Here is a 20,516-nt window from a genome sequence, read left to right on the forward strand (position 1 = left end):
GTATTTTGTATAGAACTCATACTTGTGGGGAATTAAATATTAAAGATGTTGGGAAAAAAGTTGTTTTATCCGGATGGGTTGAAAGAATACGAGATTTAGGAGGAATAAAATTTATAATTTTGAGAGATAGATATGGTGTAACTCAGGTAGTTGTAAATCCAGAATCGCCAGCTTATGAAATTTCACAGCAAATAGGAAGAGAATGGGTAATACAAATTGAAGGAACAGTTTCTGAAAGGCCTGAAAGTACAAAAACAGAAACTCAAACTGGAGAAGTTGAAGTAATCGTAGAGAAAATAAATATTTTATCAAAAGCAGAATTACCACCATTTTATCCTGGAGATAAGGTATCTGAAGATTTAAGGTTGAAGTATAGATATCTAGATTTAAGAGATAAAAACATGAACAAAAATCTTATTGTAAGGCATAAAATGGCACAAGCTGCCAGGGAATTTTTGAATAAACATGGATTTTTGGAAATAGAAACGCCTTATCTAACAAAAAGTACTCCTGAAGGTGCGAGAGATTTTCTTGTTCCTTCAAGACTACAAAAAGGAAAATTTTATGCTCTTCCACAATCACCTCAGCTATTCAAACAGCTTTTAATGGTTTCTGGCTTTGACAAGTATTATCAATTTGCAAGGTGTTTTAGAGATGAAGATTTGCGCGCTGATAGGCAACCTGAATTTACTCAAATAGATATTGAAATGTCTTTTGTGGAAATGGAAGATGTTATAAATTTAATGGAAAGCTTTGTTAGGCATGTTTACAGCTCTGTTGGAATAAAACTTCCAGAAAAATTTGATAGAATTACCTATGATGAAGCAATGGAAATATATGGAAGTGACAAGCCAGATAGAAGGTTTGGAATGGAATTGAAAGATTTAACAAATTACTTTAAAGACACTGATTTTAAGATTATTAAAAATGTTTTAAACAATGGTGGTTCAATAAAAGGTTTTATCACTCGAATTCCTATTAGTAGAAAGATAGCTTCTGAATTAGAAAGCTACGTTAAAGAATTCGGACTTGGTGGCTTGCTATGGTTCAAGCTTGAAAATGGAGAAATTTCTTCGCCAACTAATAAATTCCTTGGTATATCATATGAGAATATTTCAAAAGATTATAATCTTAAAGATGGAGATGTTGTTCTTTTAGCAGCTCATACAAATAGGGAGCAGTTAAATACCGCACTTGGAGCGTTGAGATTAAGAATTGCTAAAGAACATTTTAAGGATTTGGAAGAAAATTTTGATGCATTATGGGTTGTTGATTTTCCATTTCTTGAATGGAATGAAGAAGAAAAAAGATATGTTGCTCGCCATCATCCATTTACAATGCCTAAAAACATTGATTCAAAACCTGAAGAAATTAAAGCCTATGCATATGATATGGTATTAAATGGAAATGAAATTGGTGGAGGTAGTATAAGAATACACAACTCTGAAATTCAAAGAAAAGTTTTTGAAATAATTGGGCTAACTAATAAAGAAGCAGAAGAAAAATTTGGTTTCCTATTAGAAGCTCTAAAATATGGTGCACCTCCTCATGGAGGAATAGCATTTGGTTTTGATAGAATGGTTTCAATTGCTTTAAAAACGTCTTCTATTAGAGATGTAATAGCTTTCCCAAAAACTACGAGTGGAACTTGTCAGCTGACAGGTGCACCATCAAGTGTAGATAAAAGTCAACTAGAAGAATTATCAATAAAATTGGTTGATATTAAAGAAGGAGGGGATGAAAATGAATAACACTAAAGTAGAATTTATTGAAAAAGACCAATATACAATTGCAAAGGTTACAGGCGATATTGATGCATATCATTCAGCAGATGTAAAAAAAGATATTAGGGAAAAAATGTTAGCAACTGAAAAAGGTAAATTTGTGATTGATCTTTCAGAAGTAAATTATATAGACAGTGCAGGTCTTGGAAGTTTAGTTGCAATATTAAAAGATGCTAGATTAAACAATAAAGAATTAGCTTTGTTGTCTCCAAAACAATCAGTTATGAGGGTATTTGAAATGACTAGGTTGGATAAAGTATTTCATATTATTTCATCATTAGAAGAGTTATAGGTGATAAATTATGCCTTGTAGAATAGCAATAGATGGACCTGCGGGTTCTGGTAAAACTACTGTTGCAAAAATTCTTGCCAATAGGTTAGGTATTTATTATCTTGATACAGGTGCAATGTATAGAATAATTGGGCTTTATCTTGATGAGAAAGGTGTTGAAAATGATTCAGATATTGAAAAAGAACTATCAACAATAAAATTAGAGTTTATAAATGGAGATTTTTATCTTAATGGTAAAAGAGTAGGAGATGAAATAAGAACCCCGTATGCAGGAATTTGTGCTTCAAAATACGCAAAGAAAGCTATTGTTCGTAAGTTTTTGACTAGGATACAGCAAAAAATTTCTAAAAATGAAAATATTGTAGTGGAAGGCCGTGATATTGGAACGGTAGTGATTCCTGATGCTGAAGTTAAGATTTTTCTAGTAGCTTCTGCTGAAGAACGTGCAAAAAGAAGGTATAAAGAACTATTAGATAAAGGTGTTAATGTTTCATATGAAGAAGTTTTAAATGAGATCATTTTAAGAGACAAACAGGATACTGAAAGGGAAATTGCCCCTTTAAGACAGCCAGATGATGCTATTTTAATAGATTCAACTAAATATACAATAGAGGAAGTTATTAATAAAATTTTAGAGGTGGTACTTGAAAGATGCAAATTAAAATTGCAAAAGGAATAGGTTTTTGTTTTGGAGTAGAAAAAGCTGTAAATGTTACAAAAGAATTGTTGAAATCCGGTAAAAAAGTTTTTACAGATGACGATATAGTTCATAATAAACAAGTAATGGAAGAACTTGAAAGATTAGGGTTATCATATGATAATGGCGATATATATCTTATTAGAGCACACGGCCTTCCAAAGGAGAAAATTGAAAAAATAAAAAAAGATCATAAAGTGGTAGATTTAACTTGTAAAATAGTTTATAACTTATTTAAAACGGTTGAAGAATACGAAAAAAAAGGATATCAAATTGTCGTCTATGGTAAAATTACTCATCCAGAGATGATTGCTCTAAAAAGCTATGCAAAAAATGCTATTATTACTATGGAACCTCTTGTTATAGAAAGTGAAAAAATTTTTGTAGCTAGCCAAACAACAATGTCATACAAGGATTTTGAAAATTTTTATAATAAGTTAAAAGATATTTCAATTTACAGTGAATTTAAAGTATTTAATAGTATTTGTAAAATTACACACAACAGAGAGATAGAAGTGGAGAAACTTTCAAGAGAAGTAGACCTGATGATAGTAGTTGGTGGAAAACATAGTTCAAATACTAAAAAATTATTCAATATTGCATCACAACATACAAAAGCTATACATATTGAAACTATTGATGAAATAAAGGAAATGCCCAAGGGGGTCGATAGTGTTGGCATTATAAGTGGAACTTCTACACCAAAAGAAATAGTTGAAGAAATTGCTGCTGGATTAAAAAAACTAGGAGGGATGCTGCAAATGGAAAACAATTTTGAAAAATTATTAGATTCTTATTTATTTGATAATGTAAGAAAAGGAGAAATAGTTGAGGCAGTAGTTTTAAGAAAAGGAGAATCAGAAATATTTGTAGATTTTGGATGGAAAAGTGAAGGAGTAGTAACTTCGGATGAATTAGTTAAAGATGTAAATGATTATAAGATTGGTGAAAAACTTTCCCTAATACTTTTGAGAAAAAACGATGATGAAGGTATTGCATATTTATCAGAAAAAATTGTATACTCTAAAAAATTGAAAGAAATATTAAAGGAAAAATTTGAAAAAGGTGAAAAAATAATTGGTAAAATTAATTCTGAAATAAAAGGAGGATATAAAGTACTAATAGAAAATACAATTCAAGCTTTTCTTCCAAAAAGTGAATCAATGATATTTGATGGAAACATTCCAAAAACTCCTTTGGAATTTAAAATTATAAAATTTGAAGAAAAAGGTAAAAGATTGAATATTATTCTTTCTAGAAAAGCATTTATGAACGAGCAGAAAGAAAAATTCTTTAATGAAAGAAAAGAAGGAGATATTATTGAAGGAATTGTCAAAAAAATTGAAAAGTTTGGGGCTTTCATTAGAATTTTTGAAGGAATAGATGGATTACTTCCAAATTCTGAAGTATCATATGATACATCTTTAAGAGTAGAAGATGTACTTAGTGAAGGGCAATCAGTAAAACTATATATTAAAAAGATAGACAAAGAAAATAGGAAGATTCTATTGAGCCTAAAAGAATTAATGCCTGATCCATGGCAAAATGTAACGAAGAAATACAAAGTTGGAGATATTGTAAGCGGGAAAGTAAAAAATATACTTTCGTATGGTTTTTATGTTAATTTAGAACCAGGCGTTGATGGACTTGTACACATTGATGATATTTTTTGGGGCAGAAGGGGAAAAATTAGTGATATAGTTTCAGTTGGAGATATAGTTAAGGTAATGGTTAAAGAAATAGATCCAAACAATAAAAAGATGAGATTGAGCTACAAAGAAGTTGAAGGAGATCCATGGGAGAATATTGAAGAAAAATATCCAGTAGGAAATACTATAACAGGAACTGTAAGTTCCATACTTGATAAAGGAGTAATTGTTGAAATTGAAAGGGGAATTAGTGGTTTTTGCCCGATCTCAGAAATTTCATGGAATTATATCTCGTCTCCTAAGGATGTTTTAAGTGAAGGCCAAAAAGTCAAGGCTGTTATTACAGAACTTGATAAAGAAAACAGAAAAATGAGGCTTAGCATCAAAAGAGTGCAAGAAAACCCTTGGAAAAAATTTAAAAACAACCGCAAGATTGGAGATATAGTTACAGTAAAAGTTATAAAGGAATTAAAATCAGGATATATTGGCACATGTGAAAACGTTGAAATTTATTTACCAAAATCTCATATTTTGAAAGAAATAACTTTAGGTGATGAATTAAAGGTAAAGATTATACAAATTAAAGAAGACGGTGAAATATTGAGAATTACTGCAAGTGAAAAAGAACTTGAAAATGAGAAAGTTATTGATAGTCTAAAAGAAGAATTTGAGAATGAAAGATACACAACAATTGAAAGGAAGGTAGATAATGCCAACAGTATTGATAGTGGGCAAGAGTAATGTTGGAAAGTCCACTCTTTTTAATAAACTCATAGGTTATAAAAAGTCAATAGTAGATGATAAAGAAGGCGTAACGCGAGATGCGGTAAGTGGCCGCGTCTCGTATTATAACAAAACATTTAATATAGTAGATACTGGTGGAATATTTGAAAATCCTGAAGATGATATAATAAACAAATCAAAAGATTTAACGCTGAAAATGTTAAATGAAGCAGATTTGATTCTTTTTGTTATTGATGCAAAGAACGGTATAACATCTGAAGATTATTATCTTGCTGATATAATAAGAAAGTCTAATAATGATGTAATTTTAGTATCTAATAAATCTGAAAGTGAAAAACGTGTTCAAAATAATTTGCCTGATATTTATAAGTTAGGATTTGGTGATCCAATTTTTGTTTCAGCAGAACAGGGAAAAAACATTGACACGTTAATTGAAAAAATAGTCAATGTACTTGAAAGCAAAGGGCTATCACTAGAAGAAAATCTTAAAGAAGAGAGTCAACCTATTATTAGAGTTTCATTTATTGGTAGACCAAATGCTGGGAAATCAACGCTATTTAATTCCATATTGAATAAAGAAAGAGTTTTGGTAACACCTATACCTGGAACCACAAGAGATTCTGTTGATGAACTAGTAACCATTAATGGAAAAAAATACTTATTTGTTGATACTGCAGGTTTAAGAAGAAAAAGTAAAGTTGATTATAAGAGCTTAGACATGTATAGTAATGTGCGTTCAATAAAAAGTATAGAAAATTCTGATGTTGTAGTAATTTTAATTGATGCTACAGAAGGTATTACGCATCAGGACCAAAGAATTGCTGGAATTGCAGAAAATAGAGGTAAGGCAACTATAGTTGCCTTTAATAAGATTGACCTGATAAAAAACTTCAGATATAAGAAAGAAGAATTTATAGATCAATTTAATGAAAAACTTTATTTTATTAACTATAGCCCATTAATTTTTCTAAGTGCAATAAATAAGAAAGGAATTGATAATCTTATAAATGCAATTGATGAAGCATATAAATCTCTTCATTACAGAGTTCAAACAAGTGCGGTTAATTCGGCAATACAAAGAATGATGGCGTTTACACCACCACCAAAAGGTCTTAAGATTTTGTATGGGACCCAAGTTGATATACGTCCACCAACCTTTTTGTTTTTCACTAATGGTAAAAAAGTGCCAGAATTTTATCAAAACCATATAAGAAAAACTATTAGAGAAAATATTTATCCATTTGTTGGGGCTCCAATATTCTTAAAATTTAAATCAAGACATTAAAAATTTTGGGAGGAGGGGGATTACATGAAAAAATTACTCTTTTTAGTTTTTATTTTAATTTTTTCAAGTCTTTTTGCTTTTAAAGTTATTATGGTTACAGATGTTGGGGGGTTAGGAGACGGATCATTTATGGATGGAACATGGTCTGGAATAGTTAGAGCTTGTCAAGAATATGGTATTGAATATGAAGTGATTCAATCAAAAGAACAAAGTGATTACATTAGCAACTTAAGCAAAGCAGCTGAATCAGCTGATGTTGTTTTTGCAGTTGGTTTTTTGATGTCTGATGCATTCTATAAAGTTGCGGAACAATATCCTGAAACCTATTTTGTTGGAATAGATTTTCACCAAGAAAAAGATTTACCAAATGTAATGACATTTACATTTAAAGAACAGGAAGGTAGTTTTTTAACGGGATATTTAGCTGCTGGAATGACTAAAACTGGAAAGGTTGCTATTATCGGAGGTATTCCTATTCCTCCTGTTAAAAGATATGAAATAGGTTTTAGAACGGGAGTTAAAGTCTATAATAGTATTCATAACACTAATGTTGAAGTAAAAGTTGTATATGCAAATAGCTTTACGGATCCAAAAAAAGGAAAGGAATTAACCCAAGCACTGATTAGCGAAGGTGTTGATATTATACAACAAGCTTGTGGTGGTACAGCCCTTGGAATAATAGAAGCTATAAAAGAAGAAAATTTAAAAAATGTTACTAGTAAAGAGTTTAAAGAGTTAATTGATTATATGTATTTAAATGGTGGATATTATATGCTTGGCGGAGATGTAGAGCAAGAATGGCAGGCTCCTGGACATATTCTTGCAAGTGCTATTAAAAGAGTTGACAATGCAAGTTACATGGGAGTTGTTAAGGCATTTACAGGTGATTGGCATCCAGGAAATATAGAATTGGGGTTAAAAGAAGATGGGGAAGGAATAAGCAGAATGCCATTTACAAAAGGATTGGTACCTAACGAGTTAATTTACGAGCTTGAGTATTTAATCAGTCTTGTAAAACGTGGAGAATTTAAAATTCCAGAAACTGAAGATGAATTAAACGCACTTAGAGTTAAAATTCAGTTTTAAAGATTTTTATATATAAAAAGGGAAGCGGTAAAATGAAAAAATTGAATTATAACCTTTATATCTTAATTATTATTGCAATTATTTTTTTGCAGGTTATATATTGGTATTTTGTTCAAAGTAACACTTATGGATTTTTATATTCGTTAAAAGATTCATCACATAATGTTGTTTCAACTTATGATGGAAAATTAAACTTTATTTCATTCAACGAAGAAGGCTTAAAAAAAAATGATTTAAGATTTTTAAAGTCTAAAGGGGTAAACATAATAGTTGGGCCAAACTTTAGTAGTAGTATTGCCATTATAGAAAAAGAATTAGAAAAATACGATTTGATAGCGTTATCTCCGAGTATTACTTCGAATGATTTATTAAATAATAAAAATATTTTTTCTCTTGTTCCAATAAATAAAATACAAGTTGATGTAATTGTTTCTTTTTTGAAAGAAAAAAATATTAAAAATGTTCTTTTAGTACTTGATCCTTTTAATAAAATTTATTCTAAAGATTTTCTAGATATTCTTAAAACTTTCAATGGAAAGGCTGTGTATTTCTATTCTTCAAAGCTTTCAAACATTGTTTTAGATAATTTTGATGCAATTGTAATAACATTATCACCTAACTTAGCATTAGATTTTTTTAACATAATAAGTGATTATAGTGGAATAATTTTACTATCTGATTCAGCAATTGATAGTTCTTTAATGATATTACCTTCTTACAACAATCTTTATATTGTAGATTTTGGATTTAAAAAAATTGATTGGCCTTTAATAACAATTAATGAGATAATTAGTCTTTTATCTAAACATAAATTTATTTCTTCAGAACAATTTGTGAGTTATTTTATAAATCATACTGTTGTTAATAATCAAGCTTTTACACCGGAAGGTTATTTAATAAGAAATATACGTATTGAAAAATTTGATATATTAAGAAAGGAGATCGCAATTGAAGAGGGGCAAAGTGACTAAGATTAATTTAATTTTATTTATCATTTTAATTGTTATAATAACAATGTTCATTCATGGATTTCTACTAAAGTTAAATATTAGTGATTCTAGTAAATTTTTAGCTAGCTATTTTGATAATTTGATTTCAAGTCGTATATTTTTAAAATCAAAATTGGACAGAAATTTTTTTGATCCTCAAATGAAAATTGATCTTTCAAGAATTTTAATTGAAGGACCTAATGATTACATAAGAGGAATTTACTATTCATCGAATTCGATAAAATATGTTGAAAAATCTGGAAATAATTATATTTTATATGAAATTCCTTTAACGTTGTTTAATTTCAACCAGTCTTCACTTAAGCATTATGAAATATTGGTAAATAATAAAATAGTGTATTCAAATGAAATATCAAAAATTGGTAGTGAATACCATAGCAATATACTTGATTCAAGATATTTATCAAAATATGGATTTGAGATAGTAGTAGGTTATAAAACTTCGTTTTTTATTGGATCATATTTATTGATTATCCTACCAACTTTGGTTTTGTTAATGGCTTTCTATTATATTTTCTATAATTTAAGGAAAGATGCTGTGAGTTTGGATATAACTTTAAAGAATTTAAATATAGAATTGAATAAAACTTTTGAAGAATTTAAGTCCAAAAGAATTTTGAATTTTAATAAGCAGATAACGAATAACGAAAGAATAAATACTCTTCAGAAAACATTTATTAGAATGTTTGATGAATTTAAAAAAATATTGAATGAACATGAAAAAACTAATGAAATACTAGAAGAAACAATGGCAGAACTGGAGGAGACTAACGCAGAATTGATGGAAAAAAATTTACAAATTATCTCAGCTCTTGCTGAAGCTGTTGAAATTAAAGATTCAGTAACAGGAAATCATTCAAAAAATGTTATGAATTTATCTATAGAGCTTGCTAAAGAGCTTGATGTCAACGATCCAGCAGAACTTGAAGCAATAAAATACGGTGCAATCTTGCATGATATTGGAAAAATAGGAATTCCAGAACATATTTTAAATAAACCTGGAAAATTGGATGATAAAGAATTTGAAATCATGAAAAAGCATACTATTTATGGTGAAAAAATAATAAAAACAATACCTGGTTGGGATTTAGTGGCAGATGTAATAAGGCATCACCACGAAAATTGGGATGGTAGCGGATATCCAGATAATTTGAAAGATGGTGAAATAAGTTTAAGAGCACAAATAGTTGCAATAGTAGATGTTTTTGTAGCATTAACTGAAGACAGGCCATATAGAAATGGATTGTCAGTGGAAAAGGCTATTAAAATTATGAAAGATATGGTTGGAAGTAAATTTTCACCTGAACTTTTTGAAAAATTTATTAGAGTTCTTAGAAGACGTGGCTTAATAAATTAGTTGATTTAAATAAAAATTTATGATAACATAATAGCAGACTAAATTTTGGAAAAGGAGGAAAGGATATGAAAAGAACGTACCAACCTTCAAGAATCAAAAGGAAAAGAACACATGGATTTCTTGCAAGAAAAAAGACAGCAGGTGGTAGAAAAGTATTAAAGAACAGAAGAAGAAAAGGAAGATGGAGACTAGCAGTATAAAAAGGTTTGGATTTAAAAAAGAAGAACGCTTGAAGCTCAGGAAAGACATTTTAAAAGTTTTTAAGAATGGAAGAAGTGTTCAAAGTAGTTATTTTGTAATTTTGTATTGTAAAAATGGACTAGATTACAGCAAATTTGCTTTTTCAGTAAAAAAGAAATTTGGTAAGGCAGTAAAAAGGAATAAAGTGAAAAGATGGATGCGTGAAATTGTAAGAACAAATAAAATGAAAATTCCAAAAGGATACGATTATTTAATTATTGTTAGAAAATTGTTATCAAAGGATTTTGAACATATTCAATTTAGTCAATTTAAAGAAGCATTTTTAGAGTTATTCGAAAGGATAGGCAATGAGGAAAATAATATTAAAGCTGATTAGATTTTATCAGAAATTTATATCTCCTTTAAAACCACCAACATGTATTTATACACCTACATGTTCTGAATATACTTATCAGGCGGTCCAGAAGTTTGGGATTTTTAAAGGTCTTTTCCTGGGCTTCAAGCGTATTTTAAGATGTAATCCATTGCATGAAGGCGGATATGATCCAGTTCCAGAAAAGTTTTATATTTTTAAGGGGAGGCGGTCTGGTTGAAAAGAATAATTGCCGTCATTTTTTTGTTTGTAACACTTATAATGATTGCTGGTACTATTTCTGTAGAAGAAAGAACTGATGGAATATATGTTTTTACAAAATTTATGGAATACAAATTTGACTATAATGGAAATCTAAGTGAAGTATATAGAACTATTGAACGAAGAACAAGAATGTTTTTATATTCAAACGATGGTTTTGATATTGAAGGCGTTAATTCAACACCAACGTTTAGTTGGCAAGGATTAAAGGATGGAGATAAATATACTGAAGTTACATTGAAATTTAACTATTCTGATGAAATTGAAAAAATATATAATTTCAAAGAAGGTCCAAATTATACATTTGATGTATCAGTAATATCTTCAAAAGAAGTTGTTGTCCATGTGCCAAGAGTAGGTTTTGAAAATGATGATAGGCTTAGGAACAACATCTTTTTATCATTTTATAGTAAGGGTGACATAATTTCGATTATAAAGTTTAATGGTAATACTCTTGGTGGGAATAGTGTTAAAGGATCAAATTTAAGATTCTTGGTGTATATTGGCCCTTATAAAAAAACTCTTATTAAGAGTGCATTTTCAGATGACTATGATTTGATTTCAGAAATGCTTAAAACAGTATCGGGTGTAGGTGGCTGGTTTGACTTTATACTTTATCCTTTAGTTTATTTCTTTGGTTGGATCAATAATTTTACCAGAAATTTTGGTCTTACAATTATAGTGTTTACAATTATTGTAAGATTTGTTTTATATCCTCTTTATCACTCACAAACAAAGTCAATGATTAAAATGAGAAAGTTACAGCCTATTGTGGAACAAATTAAGAAAAAATATAAAGACCCACAAAAACAACAACAAGAATTACTTAAGGCATATAGAGAAAATAAAATCAATCCAGCAAGTGGATGTTTAATGGCCTTTGTACAGCTTCCAATTTTCATAATTCTTTACCAAGTTATTAGGTACTATCAAGAAGAGTTTGCTTTTAGTGGAAGATTCCTTTTCTGGAATGACTTAACAGCAGGTGGATTTAGTGCAAATTGGATTTTTTTGGTAATTCAGATATTAGCTGGTTATTATCTAGCACTTATAACTAGTCAAGATTCAAGGACAGCATGGCAGAGCATAATAATGAGTTTTATTTTCCCATTTTTATTCATTGGATTACCAAGTGGTGTATTTCTCTATTATACGGCAAATACTTTGATACAATTAGGTATAACCTATTATATCTATAAAAGATATAAAATTAAAGGAATTACACAAAGAGAACTTTGGGGATTACCTAATAAGGGGTGAAAGACTTGAAAAAAATGACAATTACTGGTAAGAGTGTAGAAGAAGTCCTCGCAATATTTGAAGAAGAAATGAAAATAAACAAAAATGAATATGAATATTTAGTTATAGATAAAGGTTCAAGTGGTTTTTTTGGCTTTCTTGCAAGAGATGCTGTAGTGGAAATAACAATAAAAAAGGAATTTTATGAAAGAAAGCTTGAAGAATTTTTAAAAAACATTGTTTCCTATTTTGATTCAGATATTAAAGTAAGTGTTTTTGCTAAGAATCCAAGGCTTTTTATAGCAAAAATTGACGGTGAAGGAATAGGAAAAATTATTGGGAAACATGGTAAAGGTTTAGGGGCTCTTCAACATATTGCTACAATATTTTTAAATAGACTTTCAGATATAAAAATTACTGTTATAATTGATGCAGGGGACTATAGAGAAAAAAGAAAAGAATTAATTAAAAAAATTGTAGAAAATGCTGTAGAAAAAATATCAGCTGGAGTAGAAAGAGTTGAGCTTGATCCGATGTTCTCTTTTGAGAGAAGGCTAGTTCACGAATTTTTAAAGAAATATCCACATGTTCATTCTTTTTCCGAGGGAGTTGAACCTTATCGCTATGTAGTCATAGAAAGGAGGAGAAATCATGATAATATCCACGCCAGAAAAAGTAGAACCTATAACAATAGATAATGGAAAAATTGAGAAAAGAATATTAATAGGTTCAAAAGATGGTGCTGAAAATTTTGTAATGAGGCTTTTTAAATTAAAACCTGGAGCTAATACACCTTACCATACTCATGATTGGGAACATGAAATATTTGTTTTAAAAGGGAAAATACAAGTTGTCTCTAAAGATAATAAAACTGATGTTACAGCAGGAACATTTATTTTTGTCAAACCAAATGAAGAACATCAATTTGTCAATGTAGGAGATGAAGATGCAGAATTTATTTGTGTGATACCTTACATTGAGGGAAATGAATAGAGAAAATATAGAAAAAACACTTTTAAAACAAATTGCTTTCTTTTCAATATTAATAGTAATAGTTTTACTTTTAGGAGTCCTTTATTATCATTATTTTGAAGGACTCCCTTTTGTTGATGCATTTTTCTTTACTGCAATTACAATTTCTACAGTTGGCTATACCATGCCAGAGAATTTATCTGAAACAGGTCGATTATTTACATCTTTTTTGATATTTTTAGGTGTAAGTGTTGTATTATATGGAGTTTCAACTGTTACTGCAATAATTGTTGAAGGAAAGTTAAGTAATTATATGAAAGAAAGGAGAAACAGGAAAATGATTAGTAAACTAAAAGACCACATTATAGTGGTTGGGGCGGGTAAAACTGGCCAATATGTAATTGGGGAATTGATTCGAGAGAAGGAAAACTTTGTTATAATTGATTTGAATGAAGAAAACATAAATAAAGTAGTTGAAGGTTATAACATATCAATTCCTTATATAGTTGGTGATGCTGCAGAAGAAGATATATTACTTGAGGCAGGTGTGACAAAAGCAAAAGCATTAATAACTACGCTTCCTGAAGATCATGTTAATGTTTTTGTTGTCTTGAGTGCAAGAACTTTAAATCCAACAATGACTATAATTTCAAAAGTTACTGATGTAGCATCAATTAGAAAACTTATATATGCTGGAGCTACAACTGTTGTTGCTGCTGCTGAAATTGCGGGCACTAGAATGGCACGTCTTACGACTCGCCCAGACAGTGTAAACTTTTTAGATCTTTTTGCATTTGGGAATGAATCTTACAGAATAGAAGAGGTTAAAATACCTTCAAAAAGCTCTATAATTGGTAAAAAACTCTCAGAATTACAACTATCTAAAAAGTTTAAAATAATGGTAGTTGCAGCTTTAAGAAAAGGGGAAAATATATTTGGACCTGATGGCGATTTTGAAATCTTAGAAGATGATTCGTTGATGATTATGGGGAAAAAAGAAGATATTGAAAAATTTAAGGAATTTGCAAAACTATAGGTTTTTCACCTTCTGACAAGAAGATTTGATTTTTCTTTTCATCTATTGCTATAGACAAGACAGAAATTTTAAAATTATTATATGAATACAGCAAATTTCCAGAAAAATCAATTATTTTTATAGAATTATCGTTTGCTCCGGTTACTATCTTATCATTAAGAACTTTTATACTAAATATTGTTGAGTTATGAATATGTATCTTTTTAATTTCCTCATTGTTTAGATTATAAATATAACAAATTCCATTTTCATCACCAAAAACAAGATAATTTTTATAGATATCAAACTCCCATATAGTGCTTTCAGTATCAATTAACGTGATTTCTTTGTCTTTCAAAAAATCATACCTTATTATTTTTCCATTAATAAACGATAAAAACAAATAATTATTTACTATTCTTATCTTAGTAATTTTTGAAGAAAATCGTTTTTCAAAGATAACTTTTCCGCTATTTAAATCGTATCCATATACAAATCCATCCCAACCCCCAGAAAAAAGTAATCCATTTTGAAAATCAAGAGTCCAAACATAACCGCTGTGTAAGGAAAGTGTTTTAATTAGTCTTCCAGAAAAATCCCATATTTTTATAGTTCTATCACTTGATGCTGTCACAAATCTATTTTTGTCAATAATTTTTACATCCCTTATAACATCAAAATGTCCTTCAAATGTTTTTAAAAGAACTAATTTCTCACCATTATTTTCCCATATATTAATTTTACTACCTCCAGTAGTTACAAGGATATCTTTATATGAATCAATTTTTGATATAATAAAGTGTTTTTCAGACAAAGTTCCATATTCGTTAAAATTTTCATCAAAAATACTAATAGAACCATTATAATCTATTGCGTAAAATTTTTTGTTATATGCTTCAAGAAAAACAATTCCTTTTTTCTCTAATACATTGTTGAGCAAATTGCCTGAAAATAAGAATATTCCTTTAGGAGTAGATAAATATATTCTTGAATTGAAAACTAGAGCGTCGTAAATATTTATGTCTAACTTATATTTTTTACCTATTTTTCCATCAAAAGTTATTGGTATGCCATTCAAAATTTTAACAATTGGAGAATCTGAAAAATCTTTTATGTTAAAATTATTATCAATTATATTGTAAGTAATTACTTTGCCTTTACTTGTTCCAAAAAGTACCTTGTTATTATTAATTTCATAAGATATGAACCAGTGGTTTGGTATGGAAATATAATTAAATAGTTGAAAATCTTTAAAAATAAAAAGCTCTTCATATGTACCAACAAATAAAAGATCTTTGAATTCTAAAATTAGTGTTATTTCATTCAGTGACTCAAACAAAACATTTGAATCTAGTAATAATTGGTTTTTAAAATTAACTATATAAAACTTCGAGCCTGAAATTTCAAAGTTTGAAATTTTATAATACTTTTGTATAATTTTACCAGTTACAAGATCATATTTTAATAATGTCCCGTCAAACTTTAATACATAAAGATTATTTTCAACAATTTTAGTTTTCTTTATTATTGAAAAATTGTTAGGAAAATATGTTATTCTATAAGTTCCGTCGTTATCTAATTTTAATAATTGACCAGAGTTGGTACTAATAAATATAGAATTTTGGTATTTACATATACTCAAAATTCCGTCATTAACCACTCGAAGCTTTTTTTTTAATCTACCATCAAAAAAATATATATATCCATCCTTATCTCCAAAAATCAATTTATTGTCATCTGAGTATGCAGCTGTAAAAGAATTGGTTAATTTAATAATGGAGTTCTCATTCAATATGTAACCATTTGATGATACAAAGTATATTTTGTTTTTAAATTTTACAACCTTTATTAATTTATATTCAAAGTTTAAAGTTTTAACTAGCCTAAAAGAAGAAGTATCATAAACAATTACTACTCCTTTTTCATCACAACTATAGACTAAATTTCCATCAAAAAATATGTCTCTAACCCATGCATCATGTTTATAATTAAAAACTATATTAAATTTTTCTTTGTCAACTAAATATACTCTATTAGCTGAACCAGAGAATGCAATAAAATTTTCATTGGAGGTTGCAGTAAATATTGAACCATTTTCATACTCTATTTCTTTTAACAATGTTCCATTACGTCTATCATATATTTTTAATTTATTATCTGGCTTATAACCTCCTACGTATATATAACTATCGTCTATATGTAAAGCTCGGGCCCAAGAATTGTGTGAATAAATAGTTTTCAAAATAGTAAGCTTTTTATAATCCCATATAATAACTTTTCCATCAGAAGCTGATGTATATAATAGATTATCAAAAACTTTTACCTGCCATATTGCTCCTTGGTGACCAAAAAGATTAAAATTAAAGCCATACATTTTCAAAAAGATTATAATAACCAAAAAAACTAAATATCTTTTCATATCAAATATAATAGCATAAAAGAGTTAAAATAAGAAACAGTAAAAAAATTAATCAGAATTATTCTTATTAATGATTAAACATTAATAGCTATCATTGTTGAAAATTTTGTAAGATGTTAAACTATACATGCAATAAAAACAAATATGAATGGAGGTATAAGATGGAAATAAAAGAAATTTTAGAGTTGGTTGAACGTGAAAAAATAAACTTAATAGACTTGAAGGTTGTTGATATTTTAGGAAAGTGGAGGCATGTAACACTTGCAAGAACAAATTTTTCTGAAAAAACTTTTTATGATGGTGTAGGTTTTGATGCGTCAAATTTGGGATATGCAAAGGTTACTAATAGTGATATGATTATGATCCCGGATCCAACCACTGCAATTATTGAGTATATAGGTGATGATAAGGTACTATCAATGATTTGTGATGTTTATGATGTAGAAACAGGAGAACCTTCACTACATGATCCAAGAAGCTTATTAAAAAAGACTCTTGAGTCAATTAGTGATATTGCTGATAAAGTATATTTTGGGCCAGAATATGAATTTCACATTTTTAAAGATGTTAGATATACAGTTGAAAGTAATGATATTAGTGTTTACATTGATAGTGATGAAGGTTTCTGGAATTCGTTCGATAAAGGTGAATATTTTATTGGGAGGAAGAAAGGATATCATAGAATTCCGCCTTTTGACACTTTGATGGAAGTAAGAAATAAAATAGTAAATGAACTATTAAAATACGGTGTTCCAGTGAAATATCATCACCATGAAGTTGGAACGTGTCAAGTTGAAATAGAACTTAGTTTCGTAGATGCTTTAAAAGCGGCTGATTATACACTTTTAGTAAAATATATCGCTAGAAAAATTGCAAAAGAATATGGTTTAATAGTGACTTTTATGCCAAAACCACTGTACAATGAGGCAGGAAATGGAATGCATGTGCATCAGTTCATGGTAAAAAATGAAAAGAACATATTTGCTGGTAATAAGTTGTATGGCCTTTCAGAAATTGCATTATCATATATTGCAGGTCTTTTGAAACATGCTGGTTCTGTAATGGCATTTTCAAATCCTTCAACTAACTCATATAGAAGGTTAGTTCCAGGTTTTGAAGCACCAACAAACGCGGTTTTTGCATTGGCAAATAGAACAGCAGCAATAAGAATACCGGCATATGTGAAAGATGATAAGAAAAGAAGAATTGAGTTTAGAACAATAGATGCTTCATGTAATCCATATCTTGCTTTTGCTGCAATGATTCTTGCGGGTGTTGACGGCATTAGAAAATCCTTAGACCCAACTCAAGAGGGATTTGGACCGTTTGAAGGTGATGCTTATAACGAAAACATTAAACCACTTCCTACGTCGCTAGGTGCAGCTTGTAATGAATTAAGAAAAGATAATGAATATTTAACAGTATTTCCAAAAGAATTAATTGTTCACTGGATGGATATCAAAATGAATGAGTCGAGAGAAATAATGTCAATTCCTCATCCAAAAGAATTTGAAAATTATTTTGATGTATAAGATTCAAACATTAATAATTCCCGGGATTTAAATATCCCGGGATTTTTATTTAAAGATTTTGTAAATTAAGTGTGTTTTTGTTATAATTTAATAAAGATAAAAATAAGTGGGGGTTAGGGGAATAATATGAAAAAGATATTGTTAGTTGATGATAGCAAGTTTTGGAGATTGCTGTTATATGGTTTGCTAAAAAACAACTTTGAAGTTTATGTTGCTGATTCCGGATTTGATGGTATTAAAAAGGCTTTTGAATTTTATCCTGATATTATCTTAACTGACTACAATATGCCTGATATATCGGGTATATTTTTGTCCATTGTGCTAAGAAATTATAATGAGTTTAAAAATTCTGGAATTTTTATACTTACAAGTTCAGATGATAAATTAAACGATTTTTGGGTAAAAAAGAGCGGTGCAAATAAATTCTTTTCAAAATCAATTTTTAAAGAAAAAGACAAGTTAGATGATTTTCTTATAACCTTGAAAATGAAGGATTTTTATTCAATTAAGACAAATAATCATAAAATTTCTAGAGAGAAAATATATGAAATTATAGAGCAGAAATTAAAAAGTGAGATTTTTCAAAAAGAAATTCTAAATCTATTAAAATATGTCAGAGACGAAAAGCATCTAATTTTTAGGTTGTATAGCTTCTTTAAAGATTTATTTGATGTTGATTCATTTTTTACTTTATTACTTTCTGAATCAGAAGGAAGAATTTATTCATTCAATGGAAACGTTAGCAAGAATCATGCAAAAGCACTTTTATTATCTTATTTTGAAAAACCTACCATTCCTACGACATGGACTTTCATTGGCGATTTTAATGATAATTCAAGTAAGAAAATAAAAGAACATGAAAAATTTCTTATAAAATTTGAAAACAAAGAAGAAGGAATAATCCTTGTGGAACCTGTTTTAAACAATTTTAAAAGTATGATCAACTTAATATCCACTAGTTTGGGAGTTGTTTTTAACACTTTAAACAATTTTAAAGAATATATGAATGCTTCAATTTTTGATGGTCTTACAGAGTTGTATAACAAAAAGAACTTGATTTTAAAAATTGAAGAATTTGTGAAAAAATATTCTACAAATTCAACTATTGCAATTATTGACATTGACAACTTTAAAAATGTAAATGACAAATATGGGCATGTTGTCGGAGATGAGGTTTTAAAAAAACTTGCAGAGATTATTAAAAATAGTATTAATAAAAATGCCATTGCTGGAAGGTATGGTGGTGAAGAGTTTATAATTTTATTCAATTCTCCTGATGTTGCATTTACTACTATTGAAAAAATATTTGATACAATTCATAAAATGGATTGGGTGGATATTTTAAATGATAAAAGAAAAATTACGATAAGTTGTGGGGTTTCGTCTTATAAAATGAATCAAACTATTACTGATTTTATTGACTCTGCGGATAAACTACTTTATAAAGCTAAAAAAGATGGGAAAGATAGGTATTATTTTGAAAATTATAATTTAATGGAAAATAAATATATAGTTTAAAAGAAAGGGGTAGGGGTATGAAATATATAAAATTAACTCTTATATTGTTGATATCTATTGCATTAGTTGTTGCAGGATATTTTGGAATATTAATATTAATTGGTACACTTACTGATTATAAACCTGAAAAAGTGGAGAAAATAGAAGTAGAAAATGTTTCAACATTAACAATTGATAGTAGTAAGTTGACTATATTTGATTGGAATATAGGTTATGGTGGTCTAGGAAAAGATATGGACTTTTTCATGGATGGAGGTAAAAAGGCTATAACTGACAAAAATGATGTTTTAAAAAATCTTGAAGGGATAAAAGAAATACTTATGAAAAATAAAGCGGATATTTATCTTATACAAGAAATTGATAGAAACAGTAGAAGATCGGGGTATATTGATGAGCTGGAATATTTAAAAGAAAAAGTTTTTAAAAATTATAATGCTGCATTTGCTTACAATTACAAAGTATTATTTGTTCCAGTTCCTTACCTAAATCCTACTGGAAAAATTGAAGCAGGACTTGCAACATTTTCGAAATATAAAATAGATGAAGCTTTGAGAATGGCTCTACCAGGTGAATATGAGTGGCCTACTAGGCTTTTTCAGCTTGATAGATGTCTTATATTAACAAGGATGAGAGTAAAAAACGGCAAAGATTTGGTTATTTTGAATATTCATCCAAGTGCTTATGATCCAGGTGGAAAGCTTAGAGAACAACAACTAAAATTTATAATGGAAACAGCTAAAAAAGAATACGAACTTGGGAATTATGTAATTATAGGTGGAGATTGGAATAGTGAATTTTTTGATAATTTAGACTTTAAATATACAGAAGAAAAACCTGAATCTTATATTAAACTTCCAGATTTTTTCAAACTTGAAGGTTGGAAATGGGCTATTGATAATACTGTTCCAACAAATAGATCTCTTAAAACAAAATATATTCCTGGGCAAAGTTTTGTTACTGTAATTGATGGTTTTTATGTTTCACCAAATATTGAAATAGACTATGTTAAAAATATTGACTTAAATTTTGAATTTACAGATCATAACCCAGTAATTTTAAAAATTACATTAGTTGAAGATTAA

Annotated in this window: 19 protein-coding genes; 18 read left to right on the plus strand and 1 reads right to left on the minus strand. The window is 28.7% G+C overall.

Features of this window, described 5'->3' with window-relative positions:
* The first annotated feature begins 5 nt into the window (after positions 1–5).
* The 15 genes from aspS (at position 6) to EO083_RS01905 (ending at position 13,986) form a co-directional block, all read left to right on the plus strand.
* A complete protein-coding gene (gene aspS / locus EO083_RS01835; RefSeq protein WP_126992513.1) occupies positions 6–1,751 on the plus strand; it encodes an aspartate--tRNA ligase in 1,746 nt (581 codons plus the stop codon).
* Complete coding sequence (locus tag EO083_RS01840; protein ID WP_114702449.1) at positions 1,744–2,076, plus strand: STAS domain-containing protein; 333 nt, start codon at positions 1,744–1,746, stop codon at positions 2,074–2,076. The genes aspS and EO083_RS01840 overlap by 8 nt, the downstream gene beginning before the upstream one ends.
* A 10-nt stretch (positions 2,077–2,086) precedes the next feature.
* On the plus strand, positions 2,087–2,755 hold the full coding sequence (gene cmk, locus EO083_RS01845) for a (d)CMP kinase (protein WP_126992514.1): 669 nt from the start codon (positions 2,087–2,089) through the stop codon (positions 2,753–2,755).
* Positions 2,728–5,163: a bifunctional 4-hydroxy-3-methylbut-2-enyl diphosphate reductase/30S ribosomal protein S1 gene (locus tag EO083_RS01850; protein WP_126992515.1), complete on the plus strand. Its 2,436-nt coding sequence runs from the start codon at positions 2,728–2,730 to the stop codon at positions 5,161–5,163. Before cmk ends, EO083_RS01850 begins: the two co-directional genes overlap by 28 nt.
* Positions 5,132–6,451, plus strand: coding sequence for a ribosome biogenesis GTPase Der (gene der, locus EO083_RS01855; protein WP_126992516.1), 1,320 nt, complete (start codon positions 5,132–5,134; stop codon positions 6,449–6,451). The genes EO083_RS01850 and der overlap by 32 nt, the downstream gene beginning before the upstream one ends.
* Positions 6,452–6,475: 24 nt before the next feature.
* Positions 6,476–7,537 (plus strand): BMP family lipoprotein, encoded by a 1,062-nt coding sequence (locus EO083_RS01860; protein ID WP_126992517.1) that lies wholly within the window; start codon positions 6,476–6,478, stop codon positions 7,535–7,537.
* A 32-nt stretch (positions 7,538–7,569) separates the two neighbouring features.
* Complete coding sequence (locus EO083_RS01865) at positions 7,570–8,508, plus strand: ABC transporter substrate-binding protein (RefSeq protein WP_126992518.1); 939 nt, start codon at positions 7,570–7,572, stop codon at positions 8,506–8,508.
* The gene (locus EO083_RS01870) at positions 8,501–9,904 is read left to right on the plus strand and encodes an HD-GYP domain-containing protein (RefSeq protein ID WP_241229924.1); all 1,404 of its coding nucleotides are present in this window, start codon (positions 8,501–8,503) and stop codon (positions 9,902–9,904) included. The genes EO083_RS01865 and EO083_RS01870 overlap by 8 nt, the downstream gene beginning before the upstream one ends.
* 65 nt (positions 9,905–9,969) lie before the next feature.
* A complete protein-coding gene (gene rpmH, locus EO083_RS01875; protein WP_004102791.1) occupies positions 9,970–10,104 on the plus strand; it encodes a 50S ribosomal protein L34 in 135 nt (44 codons plus the stop codon).
* A complete protein-coding gene (gene rnpA / locus EO083_RS01880; protein WP_126992520.1) occupies positions 10,086–10,481 on the plus strand; it encodes a ribonuclease P protein component in 396 nt (131 codons plus the stop codon). Before rpmH ends, rnpA begins: the two co-directional genes overlap by 19 nt.
* The gene (yidD, locus tag EO083_RS01885) at positions 10,453–10,698 is read left to right on the plus strand and encodes a membrane protein insertion efficiency factor YidD (RefSeq protein WP_114702442.1); all 246 of its coding nucleotides are present in this window, start codon (positions 10,453–10,455) and stop codon (positions 10,696–10,698) included. Before rnpA ends, yidD begins: the two co-directional genes overlap by 29 nt.
* On the plus strand, positions 10,695–11,999 hold the full coding sequence (gene yidC, locus EO083_RS01890; RefSeq protein ID WP_126992521.1) for a membrane protein insertase YidC: 1,305 nt from the start codon (positions 10,695–10,697) through the stop codon (positions 11,997–11,999). The genes yidD and yidC overlap by 4 nt, the downstream gene beginning before the upstream one ends.
* 5 nt (positions 12,000–12,004) lie before the next feature.
* Positions 12,005–12,676 carry an RNA-binding cell elongation regulator Jag/EloR gene (jag, locus tag EO083_RS01895; RefSeq protein ID WP_126992522.1) on the plus strand — a complete coding sequence of 224 codons (672 nt, stop codon included), beginning with the start codon at positions 12,005–12,007 and terminating at the stop codon, positions 12,674–12,676.
* Entirely contained in the window at positions 12,630–12,971 is a 342-nt protein-coding gene (locus EO083_RS01900; protein ID WP_126992523.1) for a cupin domain-containing protein, read from the plus strand. Before jag ends, EO083_RS01900 begins: the two co-directional genes overlap by 47 nt.
* Positions 12,964–13,986, plus strand: a complete 1,023-nt coding sequence (locus EO083_RS01905; RefSeq protein WP_126992524.1) for a potassium channel family protein — start codon at positions 12,964–12,966, stop codon at positions 13,984–13,986. Before EO083_RS01900 ends, EO083_RS01905 begins: the two co-directional genes overlap by 8 nt.
* On the opposite strand, the gene EO083_RS01910 is transcribed toward EO083_RS01905, so the two are convergent.
* The gene (locus tag EO083_RS01910) at positions 13,964–16,384 is read right to left on the minus strand and encodes a WD40 repeat domain-containing protein (protein ID WP_126992525.1); all 2,421 of its coding nucleotides are present in this window, start codon (positions 16,382–16,384) and stop codon (positions 13,964–13,966) included. The genes EO083_RS01905 and EO083_RS01910 overlap by 23 nt on opposite strands.
* Before the next feature lie 161 nt (positions 16,385–16,545).
* Here EO083_RS01910 and glnA point away from each other — a divergent pair, with 161 nt between their 5' ends.
* From glnA to EO083_RS01925, 3 genes are all read left to right on the plus strand, one after another.
* On the plus strand, positions 16,546–17,916 hold the full coding sequence (gene glnA, locus EO083_RS01915; protein ID WP_126992526.1) for a type I glutamate--ammonia ligase: 1,371 nt from the start codon (positions 16,546–16,548) through the stop codon (positions 17,914–17,916).
* Between the two features lie 126 nt (positions 17,917–18,042).
* Positions 18,043–19,434, plus strand: a complete 1,392-nt coding sequence (locus tag EO083_RS01920; protein WP_126992527.1) for a GGDEF domain-containing response regulator — start codon at positions 18,043–18,045, stop codon at positions 19,432–19,434.
* A 17-nt stretch (positions 19,435–19,451) separates the two neighbouring features.
* Positions 19,452–20,516, plus strand: coding sequence for an endonuclease/exonuclease/phosphatase family protein (locus EO083_RS01925; RefSeq protein ID WP_126992528.1), 1,065 nt, complete (start codon positions 19,452–19,454; stop codon positions 20,514–20,516).

The sequence above is a fragment of the Thermosipho globiformans genome, assembly GCF_003990895.1.
Lineage (GTDB): Bacteria > Thermotogota > Thermotogae > Thermotogales > Fervidobacteriaceae > Thermosipho > Thermosipho japonicus.

Coding starts and splice junctions, on each gene's coding strand:
- EO083_RS01920 (WP_126992527.1), top strand. CDS start 18,043: ATGAAAAAGATATTGTTAGTTGATGATAGCAAGTTTTGGAGATTGCTG.
- yidD (WP_114702442.1), top strand. CDS start 10,453: ATGAGGAAAATAATATTAAAGCTGATTAGATTTTATCAGAAATTTATA.
- cmk (WP_126992514.1), top strand. CDS start 2,087: ATGCCTTGTAGAATAGCAATAGATGGACCTGCGGGTTCTGGTAAAACT.
- EO083_RS01850 (WP_126992515.1), top strand. CDS start 2,728: ATGCAAATTAAAATTGCAAAAGGAATAGGTTTTTGTTTTGGAGTAGAA.
- EO083_RS01905 (WP_126992524.1), top strand. CDS start 12,964: ATGAATAGAGAAAATATAGAAAAAACACTTTTAAAACAAATTGCTTTC.
- EO083_RS01865 (WP_126992518.1), top strand. CDS start 7,570: ATGAAAAAATTGAATTATAACCTTTATATCTTAATTATTATTGCAATT.
- rnpA (WP_126992520.1), top strand. CDS start 10,086: ATGGAGACTAGCAGTATAAAAAGGTTTGGATTTAAAAAAGAAGAACGC.
- glnA (WP_126992526.1), top strand. CDS start 16,546: ATGGAAATAAAAGAAATTTTAGAGTTGGTTGAACGTGAAAAAATAAAC.
- EO083_RS01860 (WP_126992517.1), top strand. CDS start 6,476: ATGAAAAAATTACTCTTTTTAGTTTTTATTTTAATTTTTTCAAGTCTT.
- rpmH (WP_004102791.1), top strand. CDS start 9,970: ATGAAAAGAACGTACCAACCTTCAAGAATCAAAAGGAAAAGAACACAT.
- EO083_RS01910 (WP_126992525.1), bottom strand. CDS start 16,384: ATGAAAAGATATTTAGTTTTTTTGGTTATTATAATCTTTTTGAAAATG.
- EO083_RS01840 (WP_114702449.1), top strand. CDS start 1,744: ATGAATAACACTAAAGTAGAATTTATTGAAAAAGACCAATATACAATT.
- der (WP_126992516.1), top strand. CDS start 5,132: ATGCCAACAGTATTGATAGTGGGCAAGAGTAATGTTGGAAAGTCCACT.
- EO083_RS01900 (WP_126992523.1), top strand. CDS start 12,630: ATGATAATATCCACGCCAGAAAAAGTAGAACCTATAACAATAGATAAT.
- EO083_RS01925 (WP_126992528.1), top strand. CDS start 19,452: ATGAAATATATAAAATTAACTCTTATATTGTTGATATCTATTGCATTA.